Annotated in this window: 25 protein-coding genes; 19 read left to right on the plus strand and 6 right to left on the minus strand. The window is 49.6% G+C overall.

All coding sequences use genetic code 11. The features are described 5' to 3' along the window. Positions 1-495: a hypothetical protein gene (locus tag L2Y54_RS04760; RefSeq protein WP_236500277.1), complete on the minus strand. Its 495-nt coding sequence runs from the start codon at positions 493-495 to the stop codon at positions 1-3. 363 nt (positions 496-858) lie between these two features. Here L2Y54_RS04760 and L2Y54_RS04765 point away from each other — a divergent pair, with 363 nt between their 5' ends. The 8 genes from L2Y54_RS04765 to L2Y54_RS04800 all read left to right on the plus strand — a co-directional run bounded on the left by L2Y54_RS04765 (position 859) and on the right by L2Y54_RS04800 (position 11,125). Continuing rightward, positions 859-4,824 carry a ribonucleoside-diphosphate reductase subunit alpha gene (locus L2Y54_RS04765; protein WP_236501996.1) on the plus strand — a complete coding sequence of 1,322 codons (3,966 nt, stop codon included), beginning with the start codon at positions 859-861 and terminating at the stop codon, positions 4,822-4,824. Next, entirely contained in the window at positions 4,824-5,147 is a 324-nt protein-coding gene (locus L2Y54_RS04770) for a hypothetical protein (RefSeq protein ID WP_236500279.1), read from the plus strand. The genes L2Y54_RS04765 and L2Y54_RS04770 overlap by 1 nt, the downstream gene beginning before the upstream one ends. A 10-nt stretch (positions 5,148-5,157) precedes the next feature. Continuing rightward, the gene (locus L2Y54_RS04775) at positions 5,158-5,727 is read left to right on the plus strand and encodes a hypothetical protein (RefSeq protein WP_236500288.1); all 570 of its coding nucleotides are present in this window, start codon (positions 5,158-5,160) and stop codon (positions 5,725-5,727) included. A 67-nt stretch (positions 5,728-5,794) separates the two neighbouring features. Next, positions 5,795-6,982 carry a DNA cytosine methyltransferase gene (locus L2Y54_RS04780; RefSeq protein WP_236500291.1) on the plus strand — a complete coding sequence of 396 codons (1,188 nt, stop codon included), beginning with the start codon at positions 5,795-5,797 and terminating at the stop codon, positions 6,980-6,982. A 3-nt stretch (positions 6,983-6,985) separates the two neighbouring features. Continuing rightward, positions 6,986-7,618, plus strand: a complete 633-nt coding sequence (locus L2Y54_RS04785) for a hypothetical protein (RefSeq protein WP_236500298.1) — start codon at positions 6,986-6,988, stop codon at positions 7,616-7,618. Next, on the plus strand, positions 7,615-8,745 hold the full coding sequence (locus tag L2Y54_RS04790) for a hypothetical protein (RefSeq protein WP_236500300.1): 1,131 nt from the start codon (positions 7,615-7,617) through the stop codon (positions 8,743-8,745). Before L2Y54_RS04785 ends, L2Y54_RS04790 begins: the two co-directional genes overlap by 4 nt. Further along, positions 8,742-9,809: a DNA cytosine methyltransferase gene (locus L2Y54_RS04795; RefSeq protein WP_236500302.1), complete on the plus strand. Its 1,068-nt coding sequence runs from the start codon at positions 8,742-8,744 to the stop codon at positions 9,807-9,809. Before L2Y54_RS04790 ends, L2Y54_RS04795 begins: the two co-directional genes overlap by 4 nt. Before the next feature lie 35 nt (positions 9,810-9,844). Beyond that, positions 9,845-11,125 carry a ribonucleotide-diphosphate reductase subunit beta gene (locus L2Y54_RS04800; protein WP_236500325.1) on the plus strand — a complete coding sequence of 427 codons (1,281 nt, stop codon included), beginning with the start codon at positions 9,845-9,847 and terminating at the stop codon, positions 11,123-11,125. Positions 11,126-11,255: 130 nt separating this feature from the next. Here the strand turns inward: L2Y54_RS04800 and L2Y54_RS04805 are convergent, their stop codons facing one another. Next, on the minus strand, positions 11,256-11,702 hold the full coding sequence (locus L2Y54_RS04805) for a hypothetical protein (protein ID WP_236500327.1): 447 nt from the start codon (positions 11,700-11,702) through the stop codon (positions 11,256-11,258). Positions 11,703-11,870: 168 nt separating this feature from the next. On the opposite strand from L2Y54_RS04805, the gene L2Y54_RS04810 reads away from it, so the two are divergent. The 6 genes from L2Y54_RS04810 to L2Y54_RS04835 all read left to right on the plus strand — a co-directional run bounded on the left by L2Y54_RS04810 (position 11,871) and on the right by L2Y54_RS04835 (position 18,930). After that, the gene (locus L2Y54_RS04810; protein ID WP_236500329.1) at positions 11,871-12,482 is read left to right on the plus strand and encodes a methylthioribulose 1-phosphate dehydratase; all 612 of its coding nucleotides are present in this window, start codon (positions 11,871-11,873) and stop codon (positions 12,480-12,482) included. A 4-nt stretch (positions 12,483-12,486) separates the two neighbouring features. Beyond that, positions 12,487-13,029, plus strand: a complete 543-nt coding sequence (locus L2Y54_RS04815) for a 1,2-dihydroxy-3-keto-5-methylthiopentene dioxygenase (protein ID WP_236500339.1) — start codon at positions 12,487-12,489, stop codon at positions 13,027-13,029. Next, positions 13,029-13,721 (plus strand): acireductone synthase, encoded by a 693-nt coding sequence (gene mtnC, locus L2Y54_RS04820; RefSeq protein ID WP_236500347.1) that lies wholly within the window; start codon positions 13,029-13,031, stop codon positions 13,719-13,721. Before L2Y54_RS04815 ends, mtnC begins: the two co-directional genes overlap by 1 nt. Before the next feature lie 59 nt (positions 13,722-13,780). Continuing rightward, positions 13,781-15,160: a bifunctional UDP-N-acetylglucosamine diphosphorylase/glucosamine-1-phosphate N-acetyltransferase GlmU gene (glmU, locus tag L2Y54_RS04825; protein ID WP_236500348.1), complete on the plus strand. Its 1,380-nt coding sequence runs from the start codon at positions 13,781-13,783 to the stop codon at positions 15,158-15,160. Continuing rightward, positions 15,160-16,998, plus strand: a complete 1,839-nt coding sequence (gene glmS, locus L2Y54_RS04830; RefSeq protein ID WP_236500356.1) for a glutamine--fructose-6-phosphate transaminase (isomerizing) — start codon at positions 15,160-15,162, stop codon at positions 16,996-16,998. The genes glmU and glmS overlap by 1 nt, the downstream gene beginning before the upstream one ends. A gap of 162 nt (positions 16,999-17,160) precedes the next feature. Beyond that, positions 17,161-18,930 carry a SulP family inorganic anion transporter gene (locus tag L2Y54_RS04835; RefSeq protein WP_236500364.1) on the plus strand — a complete coding sequence of 590 codons (1,770 nt, stop codon included), beginning with the start codon at positions 17,161-17,163 and terminating at the stop codon, positions 18,928-18,930. A 52-nt stretch (positions 18,931-18,982) separates the two neighbouring features. Here L2Y54_RS04835 and L2Y54_RS04840 read toward each other — a convergent pair whose 3' ends face one another. The 4 genes from L2Y54_RS04840 to L2Y54_RS04855 form a co-directional block, all read right to left on the minus strand. Next, complete coding sequence (locus L2Y54_RS04840; protein ID WP_236500365.1) at positions 18,983-19,333, minus strand: hypothetical protein; 351 nt, start codon at positions 19,331-19,333, stop codon at positions 18,983-18,985. Positions 19,334-19,497: 164 nt separating this feature from the next. After that, complete coding sequence (gene moaC / locus L2Y54_RS04845; RefSeq protein ID WP_236500370.1) at positions 19,498-19,992, minus strand: cyclic pyranopterin monophosphate synthase MoaC; 495 nt, start codon at positions 19,990-19,992, stop codon at positions 19,498-19,500. Then, positions 19,992-21,443 (minus strand): S41 family peptidase, encoded by a 1,452-nt coding sequence (locus L2Y54_RS04850; protein ID WP_236500374.1) that lies wholly within the window; start codon positions 21,441-21,443, stop codon positions 19,992-19,994. Before L2Y54_RS04850 ends, moaC begins: the two co-directional genes overlap by 1 nt. A 187-nt stretch (positions 21,444-21,630) precedes the next feature. After that, a complete protein-coding gene (locus tag L2Y54_RS04855) occupies positions 21,631-22,872 on the minus strand; it encodes a murein hydrolase activator EnvC family protein (protein WP_236500379.1) in 1,242 nt (413 codons plus the stop codon). A 184-nt stretch (positions 22,873-23,056) separates the two neighbouring features. Between L2Y54_RS04855 and L2Y54_RS04860 the strand changes: the two genes are divergently transcribed. From L2Y54_RS04860 to L2Y54_RS04880, 5 genes are all read left to right on the plus strand, one after another. Next, a complete protein-coding gene (locus tag L2Y54_RS04860) occupies positions 23,057-23,401 on the plus strand; it encodes an ArsR/SmtB family transcription factor (RefSeq protein WP_236500400.1) in 345 nt (114 codons plus the stop codon). Positions 23,402-23,500: 99 nt separating this feature from the next. After that, entirely contained in the window at positions 23,501-23,926 is a 426-nt protein-coding gene (locus L2Y54_RS04865) for a rhodanese-like domain-containing protein (protein WP_236500402.1), read from the plus strand. After that, positions 23,923-24,186: a glutaredoxin 3 gene (gene grxC / locus L2Y54_RS04870; RefSeq protein ID WP_236500404.1), complete on the plus strand. Its 264-nt coding sequence runs from the start codon at positions 23,923-23,925 to the stop codon at positions 24,184-24,186. Before L2Y54_RS04865 ends, grxC begins: the two co-directional genes overlap by 4 nt. A gap of 20 nt (positions 24,187-24,206) precedes the next feature. Then, positions 24,207-24,662: a protein-export chaperone SecB gene (gene secB, locus L2Y54_RS04875; RefSeq protein ID WP_236500407.1), complete on the plus strand. Its 456-nt coding sequence runs from the start codon at positions 24,207-24,209 to the stop codon at positions 24,660-24,662. Then, positions 24,659-25,666, plus strand: a complete 1,008-nt coding sequence (locus L2Y54_RS04880; protein WP_236500408.1) for an NAD(P)H-dependent glycerol-3-phosphate dehydrogenase — start codon at positions 24,659-24,661, stop codon at positions 25,664-25,666. Before secB ends, L2Y54_RS04880 begins: the two co-directional genes overlap by 4 nt.

The raw sequence follows: 25,666 nt of genomic DNA on the forward strand, positions 1-25,666 counted from the left end.
TTAACCTTGGATGCTGATAGCCGCCAATGGCGTATTCAAGCGGAAGGTTTCATTTTGGGAAGTTTTATCATCTTTCTTTTCTTCTTTATTACCGCCGCAAGTGCCTTCTTTGCCACCACACTTGCCTTCCTTGCCGCCGCATTTGCCTTCACTCATTTTGCTGTGCAGGGCTTTACGCTCTTCGGCATCCAAAGAGCCGTCTTTGTTGGCATCGGCTTCGGTAAACATTTTTTCGTGGTGGCTCATGAATTCTTCTTTCGTGACCATGCCGTCTTTGTCGGCATCAGCAGGGCAATCGTCGGATTTTTTATTGCCGCCGCACATGCCAGCGCCACATTTCATTTCGCCATCCGCTTTGTTTTCAGCCAATTGCATATAGCCGCTGCTGAGCGTCTCGGCAGCGAAAGGGTTTTCGGCGCTAACCGATCCAGTACCCAAGGTAACGACTGCGAAGGTGGTGCCCAAAGCCAGTTTCAGGGATGTTTTGGTATTCATGTTCTAATGTCTCCGTAAAATCATGTGGATTATTGTGTTAATCAGGCGAGCTGATTCATGGCATTGTACGCAAAAATCGGGGGATTGGATGCGGCATGGAAAAATTTTTAGGGTAGGTGATGAGTGAATTAAGTCCGTATCGGTACTGGATTTAGGTGAGTTATCCACAGGCTGCTAACAGGTTTTTGACAAGATGTTGTGCTTGACCACTCGCTAAAGCACATCCTATAGTATTTCCTGAAAAAGAATCCACTACTTGTGGGCAATCAATAATTTTCCGTATGCCAAGCCATTCCGACCTCATGAGGATCAACCATGTCAGCCGTCAGCGTCCAAGACTTTCAACCAGTCACCCCTGTTTCTATGACACAGCCCGTGTCGAATGCTAATTCATTTGCCTGCAAAGTGATTCGCCGCAATGGTCAGGTGACAGATTTCGACGGCAGCAAAATTCAGGTGGCGATGACCAAAGCCTTTTTGGATGTGGAAGGCAGCAATGCAGCAGGTTCGGCACGTATCCACGACACGGTACGCAAGTTGACCGCACAAGTTGTCGATGCCCTGCTGCGCCGCACCCCCGATGGCGGCATGGTGCACATCGAAGACATTCAAGATCAAGTGGAACTGGCGTTAATGCGGGCAGGTGAACACAAAGTCGCCCGCAGTTACGTGCTGTATCGTGCCGAACGGGCGCGTTTACGTGCCGAAAAAGATGCCAAGAGCAAGAAAAAAGGCAAAAAATCCGAAAACGTGATTCACGTAAAATCCGCTACTGGCGATTTGAAACCGTTGGATGAAGAGCGTTTACGCAAGATCATTGCAGAAGCGGTCGATGGCTTGGAAGGGGTCAGTGCTGAACAAGTCATGACTGCCACCATGCGTAATTTGTACGATGGCATTTCCGAAAAAGAAGTCGCCACCGCGTTGATTATCAGCACCCGCGTGATGATTGACCGCGAACCCAACTATTCTCAAGCCGCTGCGCGGATGTTGATGGATAGCTTGCGCCGCGAAGCCTTGAGTTTCCTTGAGGGTCAGCACACCGAAGCCACCCAGCACGAAATGGTTGAGCTTTATGCGGAAGTCTTGAAAAAAACCATTCAGGTCGGGGTCAAGGTCGAGCGTTTGGCGGATGATTTGGGGCGTTACGATTTGGCGAAACTGGGCGCGGCGATTAAGCCAGAACGCGATTTGCAGTTTACTTACCTCGGTTTGCAAACGTTGTATGACCGTTATTTCCTGCATCACGACGGGGTGCGTTTTGAGTTGCCGCAGGTGTTTTTCATGCGCGTGGCAATGGGCTTGGCAATTAACGAAGTCGAGCGCGAAGACCGGGCGATTGAGTTTTACAATCTGCTCTCCAGCTTTGATTTCATGAGCAGCACGCCGACGCTGTTTAACTCTGGGACATTGCGTCCGCAGTTGTCGTCTTGCTACCTGACTACCGTGCCCGACCATTTGGAAGGGATTTACGACGCGATTAAAGACAATGCTTTGCTGTCGAAATACGCGGGTGGCTTGGGCAATGACTGGTCACGGGTGCGCGGCATGGGGGCGCATATCAAAGGCACGAATGGCAAGTCGCAAGGTGTTGTGCCGTTTTTGAAGGTGGCGAATGATACGGCGGTCGCGGTCAACCAGTGTTTCGCACCGGATACGCAGCTTCATACCGCCGATGGCATTAAAGCCATTCGTGACGTGAAAGCGGGCGATTTGGTGCTAGGTATCAGCGGCACTTACCGTGAAGTCAAACGCGCTATGGTTTACAACCAGCACGATGCAATGGTAGCTCTGGATGTGAAGCATTCGATTGAACCCGTGAAAGTGACCGCAGGACATCCGTTCTACGCGCTGCGCGGTGTGCCGTTGGAGCAGGCAAACGACCGTACCGTTAATTGGTTGGCAAAAGGCAAGGTGAAGCCGGAATGGGTTGAGGCAGGGCAATTGCAAAAAGGCGATTACGTTGCGCAAGTCATCCCGACCGAAACCGTGATGGTGGATGGCTTTGATGCTGACGATGCACGGTTGTACGGTATTTTGCTGGGTGATGGGCATTTGTCAAAAGACGGGATGCAATGGGGCGTTTCAGGCAACCCGCAAAATGATTCGCACCTTGATTTCGTGCGTGCATATTTGGCTGAACGTGGTATCCATAGTTGGGAAACAGCACGTGGCGAAACCTACACGCAAATTCATTGGGCAAGCGGTCGTGGTGTCGTGCGCAATGCCACTAACGGGCGCATTGTCGGTGCAGGTGCTGCCACGTTGCCGTTCAGCTATGACGATATTTACAACGCGCAAGGTGAAAAGCGGATTTCACGCCAATTCAGTCATTTACCGCACCCGCAAACTTTGGCATTGATTCAAGGCTTGCTGGAAACTGATGGCGGCGTGAGTCGCGGCAAGGAAATTTACTTCACCAATACCTCGCGTCAACTGGCGGAAGGTTTGCGTTATCAGTGCTTGCGTTTGGGTGTGCCGACGGCGGGACAATACCGTGAACGTGACAATGCCCATACCGGCACACGTTCTGATGGCACACAAATCGAATTTAACGGTATTACTAAAGCGTTTGATATTCGTATTCCTGCTGTGCCAGAAATCGCGGCACTGGTGGATTGCCAGCCTATCGACAAGCGTAACTGGCTGACTTACAACGGTTGCGTCTTCAGCCGTGTGCGCGGAGTGGAAAGTATTCCAACCCTGCCATTCGTATTCGATCTGATTGTGGAAGGCGATGAGTCCTACATGACTACGGCGGCACTGGCGCACAATGGCGGGAAGCGAAAGGGCGCAGTCTGTGCCTATCTTGAAACCTGGCATATCGACATCGAAGACTTCCTCGAACTGCGCAAAAATACGGGCGACGAACGCCGCCGTACCCACGATATGAACACCGCGAACTGGATTCCTGATCTGTTCATGAAGCGCGTGGCAGCAGAAGCCGAATGGACGCTGTTTTCCCCCGACGATGCGCCTGATTTACATGATTTGACTGGTAAAGCGTTTGAAGCGCGTTATGCCGAATACGAAGCCAAAGCAGCACGCGGCGAAATGAAATTATTCCGCAAAGTGCCAGCGGTGCAATTGTGGCGCAAAATGTTGGGGATGATCTTTGAAACCGGACATCCGTGGATTACCTTCAAAGACCCGTGTAATGTGCGCTATACCAATCAGCACATGGGTGTGGTGCATTCCAGTAACCTGTGTACTGAAATTACCTTGCATACCAATGATAGTGAAATTGCGGTGTGTAATCTTGGTTCAGTCAACCTGACCGCGCACGTCAACGACGGCAAACTCGATGTGGCGAAACTGGAACGCACCGTGACCACCGCGATGCGGATGCTGGATAACGTCATTGACTACAATTACTACAGTGTGCCGCAAGCGCGGAAATCCAACCTGCGCCACCGTCCAGTCGGCATGGGCATCATGGGTTTCCAAGACGCGCTGTACAAAATGAACCTCGCTTACGCCACTACCGAAGCGGTCGAATTCGCCGATCAAAGCATGGAAGCGGTGTCGTATTTCGCGATTCGTGCCTCCAGCAACCTCGCGGCAGAGCGCGGCAAATATCCGAGCTACAACGGTTCGCTGTGGAGCAAAGGCATTCTGCCCATCGACTCGCTGGAATTGCTGGGCGAAGAGCGCGGCGAATATTTCATCGTTGACCATACCCAAACGCTGGATTGGGATGCATTGCGCAACCAAGTCAAAGCCCAAGGAATGCGCAACTCCAACGTGATGGCAATTGCGCCGACCGCGACGATTTCCAATATTTGCGGCGTGTCGCAGTCCATCGAGCCGACTTACCAGAACCTGTTCGTCAAATCCAATTTGTCGGGCGAATTTACTGTCATCAACCCGTATCTGGTGCAGGATTTGAAAGCACTCGGCATGTGGGATGAGGTGATGATCAACGACCTCAAATACTTCGACGGCTCGCTGCAACCGCTGGATCGTGTGCCGGACGCGCTCAAAGCCAAGTACGCCACCGCGTTTGAAATCGACGCACGTTGGTTGGTCGAAGCTGCTAGCCGCCGCCAGAAATGGATTGATCAGGGGCAATCGCTCAACTTGTACATGAAAGAGCCGAATGGCACGAAGCTGGATAATTTGTACAAACTGGCGTGGGTGCGTGGGCTGAAAACCACCTATTACCTGCGCACTTTGGGTGCTACTGGCGCGGAAAAGACCAGCTCGGATGATTCTTCGGCAGCGGATAGCGTGGCGGGGATTAAACGGGCGGCGAATTTGGTATCGGTGGGATCGGAAGCACCGAAGGCTTGTTCGTTGCTTGATCCAGAGTGTGAGGCGTGTCAATAATGAAAAACTATCTGATGAATAGTATTGGTGGTGATTTGGTTTCTTCACCTCCGTGGGAGGAAGTAAGTGACATGATTCGTCATTGGTCTTCGTGTCCTGATAATGGCTATCTTGGTAGTGACTACGGATATAAAACCTCGCTTCTATCTTTTTTGAAAGAACCGCAAAATGATCAGGTTTCTAGGAAAATTGTAGAAAAAATGCAAGCGGATATTCCTGTTTTGTTTGGAAAGGATATATCTCTTGATTGGGATAACCTTATTCCTGAGCAATTAAATGTCCATGTTGGAAATAATTTAACAGTAGTTTTGCTAGATGCATAGGTGTTGCTGAATGAAACATGACATATATAAGAGTTGGGAAAAAATATTAGACCCTAAGATTTTGCAAGAAAGTCTTATGCTTGTTTCAATGTTCGTTGTCGTGTATGAAATGTTGGAAGACGTTATTGTAAGAAGGATAAAGATTTTTTACACAGATGGATTTGATGAGAAAGATGAAATAATTTCTCCACGCTATCAAAGTGAAGTGAAAAGCCTAAATAGAAGTCCTGTTTATGCCTCTATAGCTTGGCTTGTAAATAATGAAGTGATAGATGATGCTGATAGGGCGACCTTTGAAGTTGTAAAATTGCTTAGAAATAAAATTGTTCATGAGTTGCCAATGTTGATTATGACGGATGGCATTCCTCCGGAACTGGATCAGCGTTTTTCTGAAGCAATCTACTTATTGGAAAAAATAGAACAATGGTGGTGGGTGAATTTTGAAATGGAAGTGAACCCAGAAGTTGATTCCGCTGATGTTACGCCGGGTTCTGTATGGATGTTAAAAATTCTTCTTGAAGTCGCAGGTGGAAAAACTGAGCATTACGATGAGTTTAAAAAGGTTTTTACGAAATGTTAATGGGGATTTCATTCAAGGATACGCCTAAGCGTAGGTTTTTGCCTTCTACGCTCACAGGTGTTCCTGTATGAAAGTTTTGGAACTGTTCTCTGGTGCGGGCGGATTGGCAACAGGGCTGGAGTTTGCCGGTTTTCATCACGTCAAACTGGTGGAGTTCAACAAACACGCTTGCGCCACCCTGCAAGCTAATTTCGGTACAGAAAAAGTTTTCGCAGGAGACATTCGTGATTTCAGCTACGACGGCTTGAAGGGTGTGGACATCGTAGCAGGCGGCCCGCCATGTCAGCCGTTTTCCTTGGGTGGTAAGCATCAGGCGGGTCAGGATCATCGCGATATGTTCCCCTATGCCATCAACGCGATTCGCGAGCTGCAACCCAAAGCGTTCATTTTTGAGAATGTAAAAGGCTTGTTGCGCTCATCCTTCGCTGATTACTTTGAATATATCGTGCTACGCCTGACCTTCCCCGACTATAAACCAAAATTCGGATTCGATTGGCAGTTACACCTGCAATTACTCAGAAAGCTCAAGTACGAAACCCATCAAGGGCTGAAATACAAAGTGGCTTATCAGCTTGTCAACGCTGCGGATTACGGTGTGCCGCAAAGCCGCGAACGGGTGTTCATGGTCGGTATTCGTGACGATCTTGAGGTGGAATGGGCATTTCCCGCCCCTACACATTCCGATAGCGGTTTGTTGTGGGACAAGTTTGTGACAGGCGAATATTGGGAAAAACACGGTTTGGCGCATGAGCAGCGTGAACAGCCGAATGCCGCAACCCAAAAGCAAGTAAATGTGCTCAAAACCCGTTATGGCTTGTTCCCACCTGCGCTGAAACCGTGGCAGACCGTGCGTGATGCGTTGGGTCATTTGCCAGACCCGCGTTCTGATCATGCCATTCCCGACCATCTTTTCCGTGATGGCGCACGGGTGTATCCGGGGCATACGGGAAGTGATCATGACTTGCCTGCCAAAACCTTGAAAGCGGGTGGGCATGGCGTACCGGGTGGCGAAAATATGCTGCGTTACCGTGATGGTTCAGTGCGCTATTTCACTGTGCATGAAGCCAAGTTGCTGCAAACCTTCCCGGCAGATTTTTATATCGAAGGCGCGTGGGGTGAGGCGATGCGACAGATTGGGAACGCTGTGCCAGTGCATTTGTCCCAAACACTCGGTAAGGCTTTGCGCACAACATTGCAGCAAGCCAAACCAGCGTTTGAACAAACAATGCCGTTTGCTTATAGGGCGGTTGGATAATTTATGGAACTCACTACTGACATCCTCCGTGCCGAAGCTGCCCGTTTTGCAGATCTCGAAAGTCAACATCCTGAGCCATCGCTGTTTGGCGTGACGGATGGCAAGACTGTGGGTACTTATCTGAAACACAAATTTCGGTCATTCTTGCGTGGACAAGGGTATCAATTTGAGGAGGATAATTCCCACAACGGCATCGACTTTCCTGGTTTGCTGGTCGATATGAAAGTTATTAGCACCGACAGATCTCAATCCTCTTGTCCGTTCAAGTCACCACGGCAAAAAGTGTATGGCTTAGGTTATTCATTGATCATTTTCGTATACGACAAAACGGATGATGAAGTTGCCCATGTTGCCATCCTAACCATTGCCAATACGGTTTTTGTCGCGGCGGAGCGTACTGCTGATTTTAAGATGACGAAAGGGATACGCGATATTTTGGAGAATGAAGGCAATCGGGATGATGTGGTTGCATTTCTATCAGACAGTTACCTGTTACAAGACGAGGAACAACTGGATAGTTTGGCAAAAGAGCTGTTGAGGCATAAGCCAGAGCAGGGATATTTGAATATGCCCCGTCAGCTAGACTGTTTTTATGGTTTGACAAGCAATAGATTGATAGAGGGAATGCCATTGTGATAGTGGAAAATGTAAAACCATTAGGTCATCGCCCTTTGATCGAATACCCGTGGGCAGGTGAGATTGATCGTTTATTGAATTCCGCTATTGGCTCGAATCCGCAGTATCGAGCATTTTTATTCGATGCTGTGGTCTCCCTTGCCTATATTGATGCAACGGCAGGCTTGGAGAGGTCTATTGAGCGTTGTGACAACGTAATGGATGATTATAACGCTCATCTTGGTTTTATCAATTTGTGTTCCCCTTGCTATACAACCGGCATTTGGCAGTATCAAAAAGCGGCAAAACCTGAATCTGGCGCATTGGGTAAATTAAGCAGTGAAATCATTTTGAAATTTGTGGAGCATTTCTCTGCAAATTTTGTCAGCGTATCGGTTATCGGTGGCAGCGACTATGCGGATGCTGTGATTCAACATACATCAGGGTTGAAAATATTAGCAGAAGTGAAATCTGCTCCTTTAATGACTTATCCCTTGTTGATAAACGCAAAAGAGGCAAATGCAGTCACACATCACCAAAAATTGGTCATGACCTCATCGCAACTTCGGGTATGTGAGACAGCACTTTATCTACATGATGGCAAGGTGATTCCACTAGGCAAAGTGGGTTCTGAAAATTGGCCGTTCAAGGGATTTGTTGACTTTGTGTTGGATGATTCAAAGCAATCAGATATGGCGAAACATCTTCAAACATGGATGATGGCACGCGATACCTACAAAGATAAAAATAGACAAAATAAGTACTATTACCTAACTAATGCTTGTGGCAGTCCACCAGCAGAGGCTAAGAAAAATCACGGTTGGCCTCAGAAAGAGGTAATCAGCGATGGTAAAACCAGTGCAGGTATGGACAGGACTGACGACATCAAAAAGGGTATCTACCAAACCCTAAAAATAGGTGTAAAACACAAGCAGCACGTTGAATATCGGACAGCGATTATTTCCAACTTGCCAGCCTATAGGCATGGTGTTGATTACGTCGAACCACTTGTTCCAATGTTGTGGGGTTTTGAAGAGGATTTAGAAGAGTTAGCCGGAAAGCAAGCGATTCCACGGAACAAGCTCCGGTATGCTTTCGACTACATCATTACCCTCGAAGATCCATTACTGCGGGGATTGGATATATGAAGCAAGCCCTAAATCATGAAACCAGACCTTACACCGGCATCGTACTTGAACGCATCAAGCACCTGCCCCCCGGCGGAAAAATGGGTGATTTACCCCCGCATTTGCAACATGAAAGTTTCGTGCGCACGGGTGCAAAGAAAACAGGTGGCCCGAATATGCGCCTGTTACGTTTGGAACACGACAAACCCGCATTGACGGTAACAGCGTACATTTTCAATAAGTTTGTTCACCCAACAGAAGACCGTTATTTGACCCCACGCGAAGCCGCCAGCCTTCAAGATTTTCCGGTCGATTACGCATTCATGGGAACGCAGGGGCAAGTCCATCAACAAATTGGTAATGCCGTTCCGGTCAAATTGGGGAAAGCTATTGCGGTGGAGGTTGCCAACTACTTCGTGAGCAAAGGGCAAACGGGACAGATCACTATCGCCTCCTATTTTTGCGGGGCAGGCGGTTTAGACTTGGGATTTGAACAGGCTAATCATGCGCTTGTTCAATTTAAGACCTGCTTTTCGACGGATATAGAAGAGCCTGTAGAAAAAACGATTTGTAAAAACAGACCAGAATGGAATTTTCAGCGTGCCGACATTCGGGAGCTTGAACCGGAACAGGTGCGACTATCCATCGGCAGTAATCCCGATGTCATTATTGGCGGCCCCCCGTGCCAACCCTTCAGCGTCGCAGGCAAGCAGAAAGCGACCCATGACCCGTTAGGCGTTTTATACCGCGATTACATTCGCCATATTGATTACCTGAAACCTCGGATGGTGGTAATGGAAAATGTCTATGGTCTTGCGCAAGTCAAGAGTGCCAACATGATTGAAGAAATCTACCAATCATTTGCGGACATCGGTTACGACGTGACCCACAGCGAGTTAATGGCGGCTGATTACGGCACACCCCAAAAACGGCGAAGGCTGTTTTTTGTGGCTGCACAGAATTTGGCGGGATTCCATTTCCCAGAGCCGACACACAGCGAATACGCCAATCTTTTAGGGCTTCCACGTTACGTGGGAGCTGGTGAAGTTCTTAGCACATTACCACCTGCCAACCTCAAACGTTAGTTTAGTTGGCATTCAGCATTTAGGAGAGTAAAATCATGACGCTTGATTGGGATAACCCACTTGCCGCGCCCGTGCCACGCACGAACGGCTACCAACCGACTTTTAGTCTTGACGAAGTGTTTGTTGAAGAACCTACTGTGGAGGTAGATGAAAGTGAGCTCAGCGCAAAAACCCAAGTTGCAGTTAAATCGCCAACGGAGTCGGCGACGTTTGCAACGACGGTAACAGAGGCGGCTTCTCACAGAACTGTAGAAGCCGCTCCAACGGTCAGCCCTACCCGCCAGCCGTTTGTGCCAGAGCCTTTCAAACCTCAACAGCCGATCAGTAGCGCTGACAAGCGCGTGATCAATGGCAGCGGCGACATCAACCAACTCGCCCCGTTCAAATACCCGTGGGCATGGGATTTTTTCCTCAACGCCAATAAAAACCACTGGACACCACTCGACATCAATATGGCGCAGGATGTGCATGACTACCATCACAACCTCAGCCCAGCCGAACGCCATGTGTACGAAAACGTCCTTGCCTATTTGACCACTTCCGACATTCTGGCGATGCGCAATATTGGCTTGGCGGTAATGGAAAAAATGACCGCACCGGAATTGCAAATCTACCAAGCCCGTCAAGTCTACGAGGAAGCCCTGCATACTTGGACTTACCAGCATTGCATCGAAACCATCGGGCTGGATCAGGTGGAAATCTATAACCGTTACCGCGTTGTTCCAGAAATCAACGCCAAAATCCAACTGGCGAACCGGCGCTTAAACGATGCCTTGCGTCACGATATTGACCTGAAAAACCGCGATGATTTGCATAACTTTGTGATGTCGTACACATTCTTTGCGGGAATTTTTGAAGGTTGCTGGTTTTACAACGGTTTCTCGCCAATTTTTGCGCTGCAACGTCGCGGCATGATGAAAGGCACGGGTGAGCAATTCCAATACATTATGCGTGACGAAGTGTTACACGCTTCGTTTGGTATTCGCGTGGTGCGCCAGATCATGCAGGAAGAAAACGTGACACTCGACCCGCAAGCGGTGCGCGATATGTGGGATGAGGCAGAAGCGGCGGAAATCAACTATTCCAAGTACATCTTGCCGACCCCGATCTTGGGTTATAGCCAGCAAGACCATCACGAACAGTTTCGCTTTATTGCGAATCGTCGGGCGCGTCAGTTGGGCATGGCAGAACCGTTCCCCGGTGCGCAAAATGCCCTGCCCTGGTTGGACGAGCAGTCCAATATGCGTAAGGAAAAGAACTTCTTTGAAACCCGTGTGACCGAATACCAAACGGGTGGGGCGCTGAAGTGGGATTAAGCTCGCGCTTGACCTGACATAAAAAAGCCCGGATTGACCGGGCTTTTTTACGCATAAACGAAAGCAAGGACACCATCCCTAAGAATGATGCCCTTGCTAGGATTGTGAGCAGGTATACCCGCTCTAAGTATTATTTCGCAGGTGCAACAGGAGCCGCGACTGGTGCAGTAGGAGCAGCCATTGGCATAGCAGGAGCCATCATTGGAGTGCTGCCAGCTTTGGAAGAGTTGCCAGTGCCGTAAGCATTGCCGTTGCCATCACCGTAGCCGTAACCATTGCCAGCGCCGTACCAGTCGCCGTTGCCTTTGCCGTTAGCAGCCATGTCGGTATCCATGTTAGTGCGGCCTTTGCCTTTGAAAGTGATCGCGAAATCAACTTCACCGTCAGCGTCGCCTTTACCACGACCCCAGCCGTTTGCATCGCCGTTGCCTTTGCCATAGCCAGTGCCGTTACCAGCAGTGCCTTGACCAGCAGTGTTGCCAGTTGCAGAACCGTTGTCGAAGCCGTCAAAGAATTCAGCAGAAGCAGCGCCAGACAGAGCGATCAGAGCAGAGAAGATAATAGCTTGTAATTTCATGAGTATGTTTCCTAGCAAATTTGTGTGTAAGTTCAGTATGAGAGAATTATAATATTAGGGTTTTCTAATGTAAAGCGATTTTTTACGTTTTGGAGGACTTTTTGCAAATCGTCTGACAAACGGGTGCAATGCTGCGAAAATGCTATGCTTTATGCCATGAGTGATGTTATGTCTGAGACATTATTGCGCTTGCGTGCTGAGTTAATCGCCGTAGGGCAGTTTTTTCATGCTAGGGGCTGGGTTCCGGCGACTAGCAGCAATTTTTCGGCGCGTTTGGGTGCTGAGGAGATGCTCATTACCAGTTCTGGTCAGCATAAAGGGCGGCTGGATGAACAGGGATTTTTGCGGGCGGATTTGCACGGCAATGCCTTGGATGTTGGCAAGCGCCCTTCTGCTGAAACCGGCTTGCATACCGTGATGTACCGGCGTGATCCGGCACTGGGCTGTGTGTTGCACACGCATTCGGTGAATGCCACGGTGCTGTCGATGCGTTTGGAGCAGGTGGTATTTGAGGGTTATGAGGTGCAAAAGGCATTCCCCGGTGTGACCACGCATGAGAGTCGTGTGGTGATTCCGGTGTTCCCGAATAGCCAAGATATTCCCGCGCTGGCGGCAGTCGTTGATGCTTATTTGGATGCAAACCCGCAGACTGTCGGCTATTTGATTCGCGGGCATGGCTTGTATACGTGGGGGGCGACGGTGGCGGATACCCAGCGGCATATTGAGGCGTTAGAATTTTTGTTTGAATGTGTTTATCGACAAATGCTATTAGACAGGTAAAACCATGAGTGAATTGAAGATTTACGCGGATAACAATCCGCAACAGGCTGAAACCTATACCGATTACGCGACCATCAGTGCTTTATTGCAAGCGCAGGGCGTGCGTTTTGAGCGTTGGGAAGCTAATGCGCCCTTGGCGGATGCGGCAACGCAAGAGGAAGTGATTGCGGCATATCGTGCGGATATTGACCGCTTGATGGCAGAAAATGGTTTCCAGAGTGTGGATGTCGTCAGTTTAACGCCCGATCACCCCGACAAAGCGCTGTTTCGCCAGAAATTTTTGAACGAACATACCCATTCCGAATACGAGGTGCGTTTTTTTGTGGATGGGCAGGGTTTGTTTTACCTGCATCTGGGCGACAAGGTATACACGGTATTGTGCGAAAAAGGCGATTTGATCAGTGTGCCAGCGGGGGCAACGCATTGGTTTGACATGGGGCCGAATCCACGTTTCAAGGCGATTCGCTTGTTCACCAATACTGACGGTTGGGTGGCGAATTTTACCGGCAGTGAAATTGCGGCATTGTTTCCGCGCCTGGAGAACTGATGAGTATTAAAGCCATACTCACCGACATTGAAGGTACGACCACCAGCCTCTCATTCGTGAAAGACGTGTTGTTCCCTTACGCCGACCAGCAAATGGAAGCGTTTGTGGTGAAGCATCGTCAAGACCCGCAAGTCGCCAAACTCATAGATGATGTGCGCTTGGAAACCGGCAATGCGGTGTTGTCATTGGCGGGGGCGATTGCACAATTGCGGCAGTGGATTGCGGAAGACAAAAAGATTACCCCGCTAAAGGCAATTCAGGGCTTGATGTGGGAAGAAGGCTACCGCAACGGCGATTTCACGGGGCATGTGTATGAGGATGCGGTGCGCCATTTACTGCACTGGCATGAGCTTGGTCTGGCGTTATATGTCTATTCGTCGGGTTCAGTGTATGCGCAGAAGCTGTTGTTCGGGTATTCTGATGCCGGTGATTTAACCCCGCTGTTCAGTGGCTATTTTGATACGGCGGTAGGGCATAAGCGTGAGGCTAACTCGTATCAGGCAATTGTTGCCGCGCTGGGATTGCCCGCCGCTGAGATTTTATTCCTATCGGATATTGCGGAAGAGTTGGATGCGGCAGCGCAAGCCGGGTTAAAAACCTGCTGCGTAGTGCGTGAAGACCAGCCAACTGATGCTTTGCAACACCGCTGGGTAAAAAACTTTGATGAGCTGGATGTGATGAGTATCACATAGGCTGTCTTGGTAATCTGACTATTATTTATGACAACAAATTTACTGACGGGCATTCCCCAATGAATATTTTCCCGATTATCCTCGCAGCGGGTCAAGGCACCCGGATGCGCTCCACTTTGCCGAAGGTTCTGCATCCCATTGCGGGTAAACCGATGTTACAACATGTGGTGGAAGTGTGCGCTGCCCTGCAAAACCGTAACGTGGCGTGCCACATGGCTATTGTCTATGGGCATGGCGGCGAATTGGTGCGTGAACACATACAAGGTGAAAACCTCAACTGGGCGCTGCAATCGCTGCAAAAAGGCACGGGTCATGCGGTCAGTCAAGCCATCCATTTGGTGGACAATGACGACGTGGTATTGATTGCCTATGGCGATGTGCCGCTGATTCGTTCCGTAACCTTGCAAGCCTTGGCGCAAGGGTTGGGCGATGCTGCATTGTGCATTCTAACCACGCAGCTTGCTGATCCGAAAGGCTATGGGCGTATTGTGCGCAATGCCGACGGCTTGGTGCAGGCGATTGTCGAGGAAAAAGACGCCAGTGATGCACAGCGCCAGATTGGCGAAGTGAATACCGGCTTTATTGCCGCGCGTGGTGCAGATATGAAGCGTTGGTTACAGCAACTGACCCCACAAAATGCACAAGGCGAATATTACCTCACCGATTGCGTCAGCTTGGCGGTAGCCGAAGGCGGCAGCATTAATACGGTACTGTGTGCTGATCCGGTTGAGGTCGAGGGCGCGAACAATCGGGTGCAATTGGCCCGTTTGGAACGTGCTTGCCAACAGCGTCAAGTAGAAAAGCTGATGTTGGCAGGCGTGACCGTTGCTGACCCCGCCCGCTTGGACATTCGCGGCACGGTCGAAACCGGGCAGGACGTTTTCCTGGATGTGAACGTGGTGTTGATCGGCAAGGTCAAATTCGGCAATAACGTCACGGTGGAAGCCGGTTGCGTGATTCAGGATACGACGATTGGTGATAATACTCACATTAAAGCGCATTCGGTGCTTGAAGAGGCGGTCATTGGGGCGAAGTGTGATATTGGTCCGTTTGCCCGTTTGCGCCCCGGCACAGTGTTGGAAGACAAAGCGAAAATCGGCAATTTCGTTGAAACCAAGAAAGCGCACATCGGCAAAGGCAGCAAAGTCAACCACCTGAGCTACATCGGCGATACCGAGATGGGGGATGACGTGAATATTGGGGCAGGCACGATTACGTGTAACTACGATGGTGCCAACAAACACAAAACCGTGATTGGTGATGGGGTATTCGTCGGTTCTTGTACGCAATTGGTTGCCCCCGTCAGCATTGGTGACGGCGCTACGATTGGCGCTGGTTCAACCATTACCAAAGCAGCACCGGCAGGTGAACTCACCTTGTCCCGCGCCAAACAAATGACCTTGAAAGGCTGGCAGCGTCCAGTGAAGGAGAAAAAATAATGTGTGGTATTGTCGGCGCAGTTGCGCAACGTCCGGTGGTGGAAATTTTATTGGAAGGCTTACGCCGTCTGGAATACCGTGGTTATGACTCTGCCGGTGTGGCGGTGGTACGTGCCGAGGGTGATTTGGTACGTAGCCGTGCAGTGGGCAAGGTGGCAGCGCTGATGGAGCGTCTTGAAGGCGAACCGATTGATGGCAAACTGGGCATTGCGCATACCCGCTGGGCAACGCATGGCGTGCCTGCCGAGCGCAATGCGCACCCGCATTTCAGCGGCGAATGGGTCGGTTTGGTGCATAACGGCATTATCGAAAACCACGTCGAATTGCGTAAACGTTTGCAAGACAGCGGTTATCACTTTACTTCGGATACCGATACGGAAGTGGTTGCCCACTTGATTGACGTGTTCCGCCGCAAAGGTGTGAGCATGTTGGATGCGGTGATGGCAGCGCGGTGTGAATTGCACGGCGCGTATGCGCTGGCGGTGATTTCGCCGGATGAGCCGGATACGCTGATCGTGGCACGCCAAGGCAGCCCGCTGGTGCTGGGTTTGGGGATCGGTGAAAATTTCATTGGTTCAGACATTCAAGCCTTGCTGCCCGTGACCAGCCGCTTTATTTATTTGGAAAATGGCGATGTGGCGCGGATTACCCGCAAGAAGATCGATATTTTTGACCTGAATGGCGAGCGCGTGGAGCGTCCGGTACGTGAGTCGAATGCGTCGATGTGTTCGGCAGAATTGGGTGACTACCGCCACTTCATGTTGAAGGAAATCTTCGAGCAGCCGCAATCAGTGACCGGAACATTGGAGAATCGTCTGGCAGGCGATCACGTTTTGCCTGCATTGTTAGGTGTGCCGGATGCGTTGGAACGCTTGGCGCAAGTGGAAGAAATTCAGATTCTGGCATGTGGCACGAGTTACCACGCGGGTTTGGTGGGGCGTTATTGGATTGAGGCGAATACCGATATTCCGTGCAATGTGGAAGTGGCCAGCGAATACCGTTACCGCCGTCAGCCACCGCGCAAGAATATGTTGTTCGTGACGATTTCCCAGTCGGGTGAAACCGCTGATACCTTGGCGGCATTGGAAAAGATCAAGGAAAACCACGGCGCATTGGCAACCTTGACCATTTGCAACGTGGCAGAAAGTTCTTTAACCCGCGAATCCGATATGGCGCTGATGACAATGGCAGGTCCGGAAATCGGCGTGGCATCCACTAAAGCGTTTACGACGCAATTGGTGGCGTTGCAATTGCTGATGGTATTGCTAATGCAAGCCAAGGGGGCGGATAAAGCCAAAGTCGCACAGATGGTGGCGGATTTACGTAAATTGCCTGCGCTGATTGAGCAAGCGTTGGATTTGAACCCGAAAATAGAAACATTGGCAGAGCGTTTCATCGAGAAAAACCATGCACTGTTCTTAGGGCGTGGCGAACTTTACCCGATAGCGATGGAAGGGGCGCTCAAGCTCAAGGAAATTTCCTATATCCACGCCGAAGCCTATCCCGCCGGTGAACTCAAGCATGGCCCACTTGCGTTGGTCGACAGCGAAATGCCGATTGTTACAGTAGCACCCAATACGGCTTTGTTGGAGAAACTAAAGTCCAACTTGGAAGAAGTGCGTTCGCGGGGTGGTGAGTTGTATGTATTTGCTGATCGCGATGCGCATATCGTCGCGGCGGATAATTTGCATGTGTTGGAAATGCCTCACGTCCCTGAAATGCTTGCGCCGATTGTGTACACGATTCCGTTGCAATTGCTGTCCTACCATGTGGCGGTGTTGAAAGGCACGGATGTGGACAAGCCTCGCAATTTGGCGAAATCCGTGACCGTCGAATAGTATTGAAGAATACTATGGTAGATGGGTTTCAGTATTGAATCCCTTCGCTATTTGTTTTGTGGTAACTTTAGTACAATCTTATATTCTAATGAACCAGCGGCTATGTCGCTGGTTTCTTTTTAGGCAACACACACATTTATTTGGCTAGAGGTAGGCATTAACATGGGTAGCTGGCTAGCGTCACTGCTAAGTGACTGGAAAGACCGTTTCACGCCCTATATGGCTTGGATCGGTGAATTAAAGAATCCGGCGGTATTAAAAGCCGATGCGATGGCGGGGCTGACGGTTGCCTTGGTGTTGATTCCGCAGTCAATGGCGTATGCGCAATTAGCAGGCTTGCCGCCTTATATTGGTTTGTATGCTGCCTTTTTACCGGTCATGGTGGCGGCAATTTTCGGTTCTTCACGGCAATTAGGCACGGGGCCGGTGGCAGTCGTTTCCCTGATGTCGGCGGCGGCGATGCAACCTTATGCTGCTCAGGGCTTGCCCATTGAAACTATCATTGTTTATTCCGCACTATTGGCATTGATGATCGGGATATTCCAGTTGTCGCTCGGCTTATTGCGCATGGGGGTGCTGGTAGACTTTTTGTCGCATCCGGTCGTGGTGGGTTTCACCAATGCGGGCGCGTTGATTATTGCAACTTCGCAAGTGCCGAAACTGTTTGGGTTGAATGTTAAAGCCGATCAGTTTGACCATTCGTATGAATTCTGGTGGGCAACCCTCACATCCTTGGGGAATACCCATGCGACAACATTCGCATTAGGGGCTTTTGCACTGACCACCTTAGTGGTGTTGAAGAAGTATGCGCCACGCTTGCCGGGTGTGTTGATTACGGTGCTGATTACCACGGTTTTATCGTGGGTAGTGGATTACAAAGGCATGGGCGGTAGTGTGATTGGGAGTATTCCTGAAGGCTTGCCGCCGTTCTCCTTGCCGCTGGTGGAAATGAGTTTACAGAACTTTGTGTCGTTAGCCACGACTGCGGCAGTGATTGGGTTGATTGGTTTCGTCGAAGCCATTTCCATTGCTAAAGCGATGGCTTCGCAAACCCGTCAGCGTTTGTCGGCGAATCAGGAGTTGGTTGGGCAAGGTTTGTCGAATATTACCTCTGGTGTGTTTGGTGGCTATGCGGTATCAGGATCATTCTCGCGTTCTGCAGTGAACTTTGCGTCAGGTGCGATGACCGGATTCTCATCAGTAGTGACGGGTTTGCTGGTGGCGGTGACCTTGTTGTTCTTGACACCGTTGCTGTATCACTTGCCGCAGGCGACTTTGGCAGCGGTGATTATTATGGCGGTAGTTAATTTGATTAAGATTGCTCCGATCAAGCACGCTTGGAAAGTCGAGCCGCATGACGGTGTGGTGGCTGTTGTTACTTTCTTTGCAACGTTGGCATTTGCGCCGCATTTGGATAAGGGTATCTTGTTAGGCGTGGTATTGTCATTGGGCTTATTCCTGTACCGCACGATGAGCCCTGCCTTGGTAGAGGTTGCACGTGATGCGGATGGCACAATGCGTGATGCTGCTGCGCATGGCTTGAAAACCAGCGACTCGATCGCGGTCTATCGCTTTGATGGCGATTTGTACTTTGCAAATACCGGCTATTTGGAAGGTAAATTGCTCAATAACGTTTCGCAAAAACCCAATCTGAAAGTCCTGATTCTGGATATGGAATCTATCGACCAAGTGGATTCCACAGGGGAGGAAATGTTAGAGAAGCTGGCAGATCGTCTCAAGTTTGCGGGTATTGAGTTTTATATTGCACGGACAAAGTTGCGGGTATACGAGGCATTCCAGCGTTCTGGCTTGGCTAAGCATATTGGCGAAGAACGTTTCTTCCGTGAGCGTAAATATGCGATCAATTATGCGAAAGAGCAGTTCGGTGATGCCATCGACATCGAGCCATTCAAGCATTATATGCCTGCGTAATAAGACAGCGTAGCCGCTAAAAAAAGGTCACGTTATGTGACCTTTTTTTTGGTTAGTCCAAGGCAATGGTGATGGTTTTGTCAACATCGGCTTCGACTTTGAAGATGGCTTCTTTGAGGATGTGTTCTTGTGTCACGGTAGCCCGATAACGTCCGGCATCCAAATATACGGTGCCGCTATGGCGTCGTTCGAGTTCTGCGACGGGTTTTGAGGATGTGTTTGTGCCATCAAGCTTGAATACCGCCCAAGAAACGGGTTCTAGTATGGATTGGTTATTGATGGTTGCGACCAGTGTTACTCGATTGGCAGATGCTGAGCCTGCCATCACCATGAGAATAGTTCCGATAGTAACAGCGCTGATTGTGGTTATGCCTGGGGAGGCAAGACGGGAGCGCGAAAACATATGACACTTCCTAGAAAATAAGCGGTTAAGTTGTTGCTATAAAATACCAATGCAGGGTATAAAAAATTACCACTGCATGTAGTGTAATGCAATTTTTAAGCAGTTGCACTAGGGTTTTAACGTGCTTAACCAAGTAGTCTCACTAGGTAGGGAGTTTTAATACATTAGGTTCGGATCCATTCGCCTGATTTTCCACCGGATTTCAGGAGCAGGCGGATGCCTTCCATTGACATGCCTTTATCAATGGCTTTGCACATATCGTAGATGGTTAGCAGGGTAATATTCACGGCGGTTAGGGCTTCCATCTCAACACCGGTTTGCCCGCGTGTTTCGACGCTGACACGACAATGGACGGAAGCCGTTTCAGTTTGTGGTGTTAACGCGATGTCAACTTTGGTCAGTGCCAGTGGATGACACAGTGGGATTAAATCGGCAGTTTTTTTAGCTGCCATAATGCCTGCGATGCGAGCGATGCCCAGTACATCGCCCTTTTTATGGTCGCCTTGCAGGATTTTTTCCAAGGTGTGGGGCTGCATCGTAATGCGTCCTTCGGCAACGGCGATGCGGTGAGTGAAATCTTTCCCACCGACATCAACCATGTGTGCCTGACCTTGAGCATTGAAATGGGTCAGTTGTCCATCCATTGCGGTGCTCTGCATTACATAACCTTACCACTGTTGGCTTCCGTGGTCTTAGGCTCTGGTTGTTTGAGGCGGGTTTGCACCAAATCCATGCCTTTGAGGATATTCAGGGCTTCAAAGAGCTGATAATCGTCTTCAGCCAGCGATGATTTAGCTTTATCAGCGTCAATGGCTTTGTCTGTTTTTTCCTCGGTTTTCCCTTCGGTTTTTTCTTCAGTGTTGGCAGGGGTTTCTTCGGTTTTTTCCTCGGCAGGCTTGCTTTCGGTTTTGCCATTACCGTTAGGGTTGCTGAGGTGTTTGCTCAAATTGGCTTCTGATACCGGGTCAAGCATGTCATCAGTGTCATCTTCACCTTTGACTTTTAGGGCTTTGAGTTCAATGTCGGGTGTAATGCCTTCCGCCTGAATGGAGAGTCCAGAAGGGGTGAAGTAACGCGCGGTAGTGAGTTTGACCGCTGTTTTGTCATTCAACTGCAAGACGGTTTGTACGGAGCCTTTCCCAAACGTTTTCTGACCGACGATCAGGGCGCGTTTGTGGTCTTTGAGTGCGCCTGCGACGATTTCGGAAGCGGAGGCTGAGCCTTGGTTAACCAGTACCACAATCGGGGCATTGTCAATGGCATCACCTTTTTGGGCGCTGTATTCCATCTTGGCATCTTCAACCCGCCCTTCGGTGTAAACAATTTTACCGGACTCTAGGAATGCATCCGATACGCCGACGGCTGCATTCAAGACCCCGCCGGGGTTGTTGCGTAGGTCAAGTATCAAGCCGCGCAGCTTATCCTTGTTTTCTTTTTTGAGGGTTTCGATGCCTTCTATTAGTGCTTCAGTGGTTTTGGCTTGGAAGCTGGTGATACGTACATAGCCATAACCCGGCTCTAGGATGCGTTGTTTGACGCTTTTGACCTGAATAATGTCGCGCTTGATGCTTACTTTGAAGGGTTTGTCTTTGCCTTCACGGACAATCATAAGGTCAATGTTGCTACCCGGCTTGCCGCGCATCAGTTTGACGGCATCGTTTAGGGTCATGCCTTTCACGGGGGTTTCATCGAGACGAATGATTAAATCGCCCGATTGTAAACCCGCTTTTTGAGCAGGGGTATCGTCAATAGGAGAGATTACTTTAACGAAGCCGTCTTCCATGCCGACCTCGATACCCAAGCCACCGAACTCACCGCTGGTGCCGACTTGCAATTCCTTGAATTCTTCCTCATCCAGATACGCAGAATGCGGGTCAAGGTTGCTGAGCATTCCCCGAATGGCATTGGTCATCAGGTCTTTGTCTTTGACATCCTCAACGTAGTTTTCCTTGATGCGTGAGTAGACCTCGGAAAATTGTTGCAGCTCATCCAGTGGCGGCGTGTTTTCAACCGTTTGCCGGAAAGCGAACACATTGAGGCTGATGCTGGTGGTGACACCAATCAAAACGCCAGCCATAGTGCCAGCCAGAACGCGGTAACGTGTATGCATAATCGTATCTCTCCAATGTTTTGGCTGCTCACGTCCTTGTCAGCAGAATTGTTTTGTGGCGGCATTTACAGGTTGCAAAACCCTGCCAGTTTACCACTGTGTGGCAGAAATGCACTTTAGTTGTTGTAAAAATGGTGCAATTGTAACGTATTCGTTGAGTGCGGTGGTGGTATGCTCACGACAGGCTTCAGCGACACCAACGCGCTGGGTTCTGCGGGGTTGTGCCGCTCCTGATTTCAAAATACAGGGCATCTTGGCTTTGTCCGCTGGAGTTGCCGACAGCGGCAATCGTTTCATTGGCGTTCACTGTTGCCCCTTCCTTTTTATATACTGCCCGATTATAGCCGTAAAGGCTCATGTAGTTATTGTCATGTTCGATGATGATTAAATGTCCGTAACCATCCATCCAGCCGGAAAACGCAACCCGACCTTTGGCAATGGCTTTGACCTTGCTTCCACCGGGGGCGGCCAGTACCACACCGCGCCAGCGTTGCTTTTCATTTCGTGCTGAACCGTAACTGTGGATTATTTTGCCGCTCACGGGCCAAGGCAATTGACCGCGTAGCTTGGAAAACGCTTTGCCGCTGTTCAGTGTTGCTGAGGAAGTGTTGGTGACTGCTTCTGCCTTGGTTGTTTTTGCGGGCTTGGTGGTTGCTTCAGTGCTGCTTGGTTTGGCTGTTTGCTGTTCTTCTGTAGCCGTTGTGGCACTGGTTTGTTGTTTTTCTTTGGCTTTATTGGCGGCAATACGGTCGAGTACGGCTTGTAAGTTGGCTTCTTCGGTTTTTAGTTTGCTAAGCTTTTTTTCAGCAGAGCGAATGTCGCCTTTTATATTGTCCAGTGCGAATGAACGGGCTTTCAGTGTACCTTGAATGTCGACTTTTTGTTGTTCAAGGGTTTTATTGAGTTCCTGCAAGTAACTATTGTCTTTTTCGATGGCAGTACGCACAGCCTCAATGTCATTTAAGGTTTTTTGGATGCCCTGAATGCGGGTGACACGGTTTTCGTTCAAATACTCAAAGTAACGGACAGTGCGGCTAATGTCAGAAGGTTCGTCCTGACGTAACAGCAGGCGCAGATGGGATTGTTCGCCAGCGGTATACAGTGCCTGTAATTGCTGTGCTAAGCCGGATTTTTGAGCCTGCAATTCGGCATCGAGCTTTTGTTGTTTACGAACGGAGTCCTCTAATTTGCTGAGTGTGGCGTCAATTTTTTTTTCAGTTTGGTGGTGTTTGTCTGAAATTTCACCCAGTTTTTTTTCCAGCTTGGTCACTTCACTCTGCAAGTCACGTGACTCGCCTTGTTGCGAGCTGAGTTCTTTGGATAGTTCACGGATATCACGCTGTAGTTGCTGCTGTTTTTTGGGGTCAGCAGCATTCGCATGAGTCCATGAGACGAATAGCAGTATGAGCAGGGGGAGGTAAACTTTCACCGTGTGTCAATTGTTCTAAGCTGTTAATGGTTGATAATAGTCTACCATAGGAAAGAGATGACACGGAATGTAATAGAGTATATTATCGTATTTATCTATACTAATATACTGAGTCTTCTGTCTTATTGTTAGTGTTGCTTGAGTGACGGAAACTTAAAAAATACCATTTTCGATGAGGAAATCTATGGGTAGCATTGCTCTCAACAATAAGTGTGACTTCACGATTGAAGATATGTTGATCAAAGAAGAGGACATTGACCGTGCTTCCCGTTCTTTGAAAGCTATTTCACATCCATTGCGTTTAAAAATTCTATGTGTGCTGGGTGACAAAGAGGTGAGTGTGCAAGATATTGTGGATAGCGTCGGTACATCCCAAAGCAATATTTCCCAACACCTTGCCATTTTGCGGGATAAAGGCATTTTGGCTTCACGTAAAGATGCTAATCGCGTCTATTACCGCGTGGGCGATTACCGCACGCTGCGCCTGATTAGCATGATGCAGGAAGTTTTTTGCACTGCCCCACACTGAGTATCTGCCTGACTATTACCAAAAAATCTGTGTTTAGGGGTTTACCTAGTTCTTTGTGATGTATATCTTTAGCCACTGTTCGTTGCTGAAGGGTCTAATGTGGAAGAGTATATCGTTTTCGCCCGTAATCATCCCCTGTTAATGATGGGGTTGGTGGCTATCATCGGCATGATCGTCTGGACAGAGTTCAGTCGCCTCACCCGCAAATATAAACAAGTTAACGCGACTCAGGCGGTGCAGATCCTCAATCAGGATGGTTCGGTTGTGGTTGATGTCCGTGAAGAAGGGGAGGTGAGCGCTGGAAAAATCAAAGGCGCGAAGCACATTCCCTTGGGGCAATTGAAAAAACGCTTGGTTGAATTGGAATATGCCAAAAACAAGCCTGTTTTGGTGTATTGTCGCAGTGGTAGCCGTTCTTCCCATGCTTGCGGTGTCATGACCAAAGAAGGTTTTGAGAATGTCAGCAATCTGGCGGGTGGTATCATGGCATGGGAGTCCGCCAATCTTCCGGTTAGTAAACGATGACGCAACGCCCGGTACGCATGTATGCGACCCTGTTCTGCCCCTATTGCTTACGTGCGCGGATGCTGCTCAAACGCAAGGGCATTAAGTACGAAGAAATCAGTGTTGGCAATGATGCTGAACTGTGGGCAGAGATGGAGCGTCTCAGTCAACGTGATACGGTGCCGCAAATATTCATCGGTGATTTATCCATCGGTGGCTATGATGACATGGCGGCTTTAGACCGTGCTGGCAAGCTTGATGCTTTGCTGTTTGAACCTTAAATCCATTAGAGGGGTATGCTATGAGCGACGCTCAACCGCAAGAACAACAATTTATTATTCAGCGTATTTATATCAAGGATGTTTCGTTTGAAGCGCCTAACTCACCGGCTATTTTTACCCAAGAGTGGAACCCTAATACCAATCTGGATTTGAATACCAAGGTCAATACCCTGGCTAATGACAACTACGAAGTGGAGTTGTTCATTACCATTACCGTCAAAAGCGATGACAAAACCGCATTTTTGGTGGAAGTCAAGCAAGCTGGGGTATTCTTCATCCAGGGTTATGGGCAGGAGCAACTCAACCATTTGCTGGCGGCGTATTGCCCTAACATCCTGTTCCCGTATGCACGTGAAGTGATTGCGGGCATGGTCTCGAAAGGCAGCTTCCCGGAACTGCACTTGTCACCAATCAACTTCGATGCCCTGTATGCTCGCCGTTTACAGGAAGAGCAAGCGAAAGCTGGCGCGGCATGATTGAGCGCATCCAGTCCATCGCAGTTTACGGTGCAGGCTCGTGGGGAACCGCGTTAGCGTTGCAATTGGCGCGTAATGGTCTGGATGTGTTGCTGTGGGATATTAATCCTGAACACGTTGATAACCTTAATCGGCAACGTGAAAATGCACATTACCTGCCGGGTATTGCTTTTCCTGACAAACTCCTGTGTTCCGCTGATTTGCCGACGGTAGCGGCGTTTGCGGATTACCATTTGGTGGTTGTACCCAGCCATGTGTTCCGTGACATGTTGCGGAAATTGTCCCCGTTATTAAATGCTGAGGATGCCGTTTTGTGGGCTACCAAAGGCTTGGAGCTAGAAACGGGTAAGTTGCTGCATCAAGTGTTGGAAGAGGAATTGCCGCAATGCCGCTCTTATGGCGTGGTGTCTGGTCCCACCTTTGCGGCTGAAGTGGCGCGTGGTTTACCGACTGCGATGACCGTGGCAGCCAATCAGCCTGCTTTAGCGCAAGCCGTTGCTGCGGCGTTTAGTGCAGCGAATTACCGCGCTTACATCAGTAACGATGTGTTAGGCGTGGAATTGGGCGGGGCAGTGAAAAACGTCTTGGCGATTGCGGCGGGTATTTCCGACGGTTTGGGTTTCGGGGCGAATGCGCGGGTGGCGATTGTCACACGCGGCTTGGCGGAAATCATGCGTTTGGGCGCAAAGCTTGGTGCACAACCCGAAACTTTGATGGGTTTAGCCGGTGTTGGCGATTTGGTGCTGACTTGCACCGATAACCAATCGCGTAATCGGCGTTTAGGCTTGGCGCTTGGTCAAGGCAAAAGCCGGGATGCCGCGATTGCTGAAATCGGTCAAGCGGTAGAAGGGGCGAAATCAGCGCTTTCCATCGGTAAGTTAGCCGAACGTGCTGGGGTGGAGATGCCCATTTGCCAACAAGTTTACCGTATCCTTTACGAGCACTTGCCGCCGAAACAGGCGGTGCACGAGCTGCTTTCCCGTGATCTGAAAGCGGAATTCTGA

The organism is Thiothrix winogradskyi (assembly GCF_021650935.1).
Classification (GTDB): Bacteria; Pseudomonadota; Gammaproteobacteria; order Thiotrichales; family Thiotrichaceae; genus Thiothrix; species Thiothrix winogradskyi.

What these genes read in the sequence shown, in the direction of transcription:
- L2Y54_RS04760 (WP_236500277.1), bottom strand. Translation starts at nt 495, where the DNA reads ATGAATACCAAAACATCCCTGAAACTGGCTTTGGGCACCACCTTCGCA.
- L2Y54_RS04765 (WP_236501996.1), top strand. Translation starts at nt 859, where the DNA reads ATGACACAGCCCGTGTCGAATGCTAATTCATTTGCCTGCAAAGTGATT.
- L2Y54_RS04770 (WP_236500279.1), top strand. Translation starts at nt 4,824, where the DNA reads ATGAAAAACTATCTGATGAATAGTATTGGTGGTGATTTGGTTTCTTCA.
- L2Y54_RS04775 (WP_236500288.1), top strand. Translation starts at nt 5,158, where the DNA reads ATGAAACATGACATATATAAGAGTTGGGAAAAAATATTAGACCCTAAG.
- L2Y54_RS04780 (WP_236500291.1), top strand. Translation starts at nt 5,795, where the DNA reads ATGAAAGTTTTGGAACTGTTCTCTGGTGCGGGCGGATTGGCAACAGGG.
- L2Y54_RS04785 (WP_236500298.1), top strand. Translation starts at nt 6,986, where the DNA reads ATGGAACTCACTACTGACATCCTCCGTGCCGAAGCTGCCCGTTTTGCA.
- L2Y54_RS04795 (WP_236500302.1), top strand. Translation starts at nt 8,742, where the DNA reads ATGAAGCAAGCCCTAAATCATGAAACCAGACCTTACACCGGCATCGTA.
- L2Y54_RS04800 (WP_236500325.1), top strand. Translation starts at nt 9,845, where the DNA reads ATGACGCTTGATTGGGATAACCCACTTGCCGCGCCCGTGCCACGCACG.
- L2Y54_RS04805 (WP_236500327.1), bottom strand. Translation starts at nt 11,702, where the DNA reads ATGAAATTACAAGCTATTATCTTCTCTGCTCTGATCGCTCTGTCTGGC.
- L2Y54_RS04810 (WP_236500329.1), top strand. Translation starts at nt 11,871, where the DNA reads ATGTCTGAGACATTATTGCGCTTGCGTGCTGAGTTAATCGCCGTAGGG.
- L2Y54_RS04815 (WP_236500339.1), top strand. Translation starts at nt 12,487, where the DNA reads ATGAGTGAATTGAAGATTTACGCGGATAACAATCCGCAACAGGCTGAA.
- mtnC (WP_236500347.1), top strand. Translation starts at nt 13,029, where the DNA reads ATGAGTATTAAAGCCATACTCACCGACATTGAAGGTACGACCACCAGC.
- glmU (WP_236500348.1), top strand. Translation starts at nt 13,781, where the DNA reads ATGAATATTTTCCCGATTATCCTCGCAGCGGGTCAAGGCACCCGGATG.
- glmS (WP_236500356.1), top strand. Translation starts at nt 15,160, where the DNA reads ATGTGTGGTATTGTCGGCGCAGTTGCGCAACGTCCGGTGGTGGAAATT.
- L2Y54_RS04835 (WP_236500364.1), top strand. Translation starts at nt 17,161, where the DNA reads ATGGGTAGCTGGCTAGCGTCACTGCTAAGTGACTGGAAAGACCGTTTC.
- L2Y54_RS04840 (WP_236500365.1), bottom strand. Translation starts at nt 19,333, where the DNA reads ATGTTTTCGCGCTCCCGTCTTGCCTCCCCAGGCATAACCACAATCAGC.
- moaC (WP_236500370.1), bottom strand. Translation starts at nt 19,992, where the DNA reads ATGCAGAGCACCGCAATGGATGGACAACTGACCCATTTCAATGCTCAA.
- L2Y54_RS04850 (WP_236500374.1), bottom strand. Translation starts at nt 21,443, where the DNA reads ATGCATACACGTTACCGCGTTCTGGCTGGCACTATGGCTGGCGTTTTG.
- L2Y54_RS04860 (WP_236500400.1), top strand. Translation starts at nt 23,057, where the DNA reads ATGGGTAGCATTGCTCTCAACAATAAGTGTGACTTCACGATTGAAGAT.
- grxC (WP_236500404.1), top strand. Translation starts at nt 23,923, where the DNA reads ATGACGCAACGCCCGGTACGCATGTATGCGACCCTGTTCTGCCCCTAT.
- secB (WP_236500407.1), top strand. Translation starts at nt 24,207, where the DNA reads ATGAGCGACGCTCAACCGCAAGAACAACAATTTATTATTCAGCGTATT.
- L2Y54_RS04880 (WP_236500408.1), top strand. Translation starts at nt 24,659, where the DNA reads ATGATTGAGCGCATCCAGTCCATCGCAGTTTACGGTGCAGGCTCGTGG.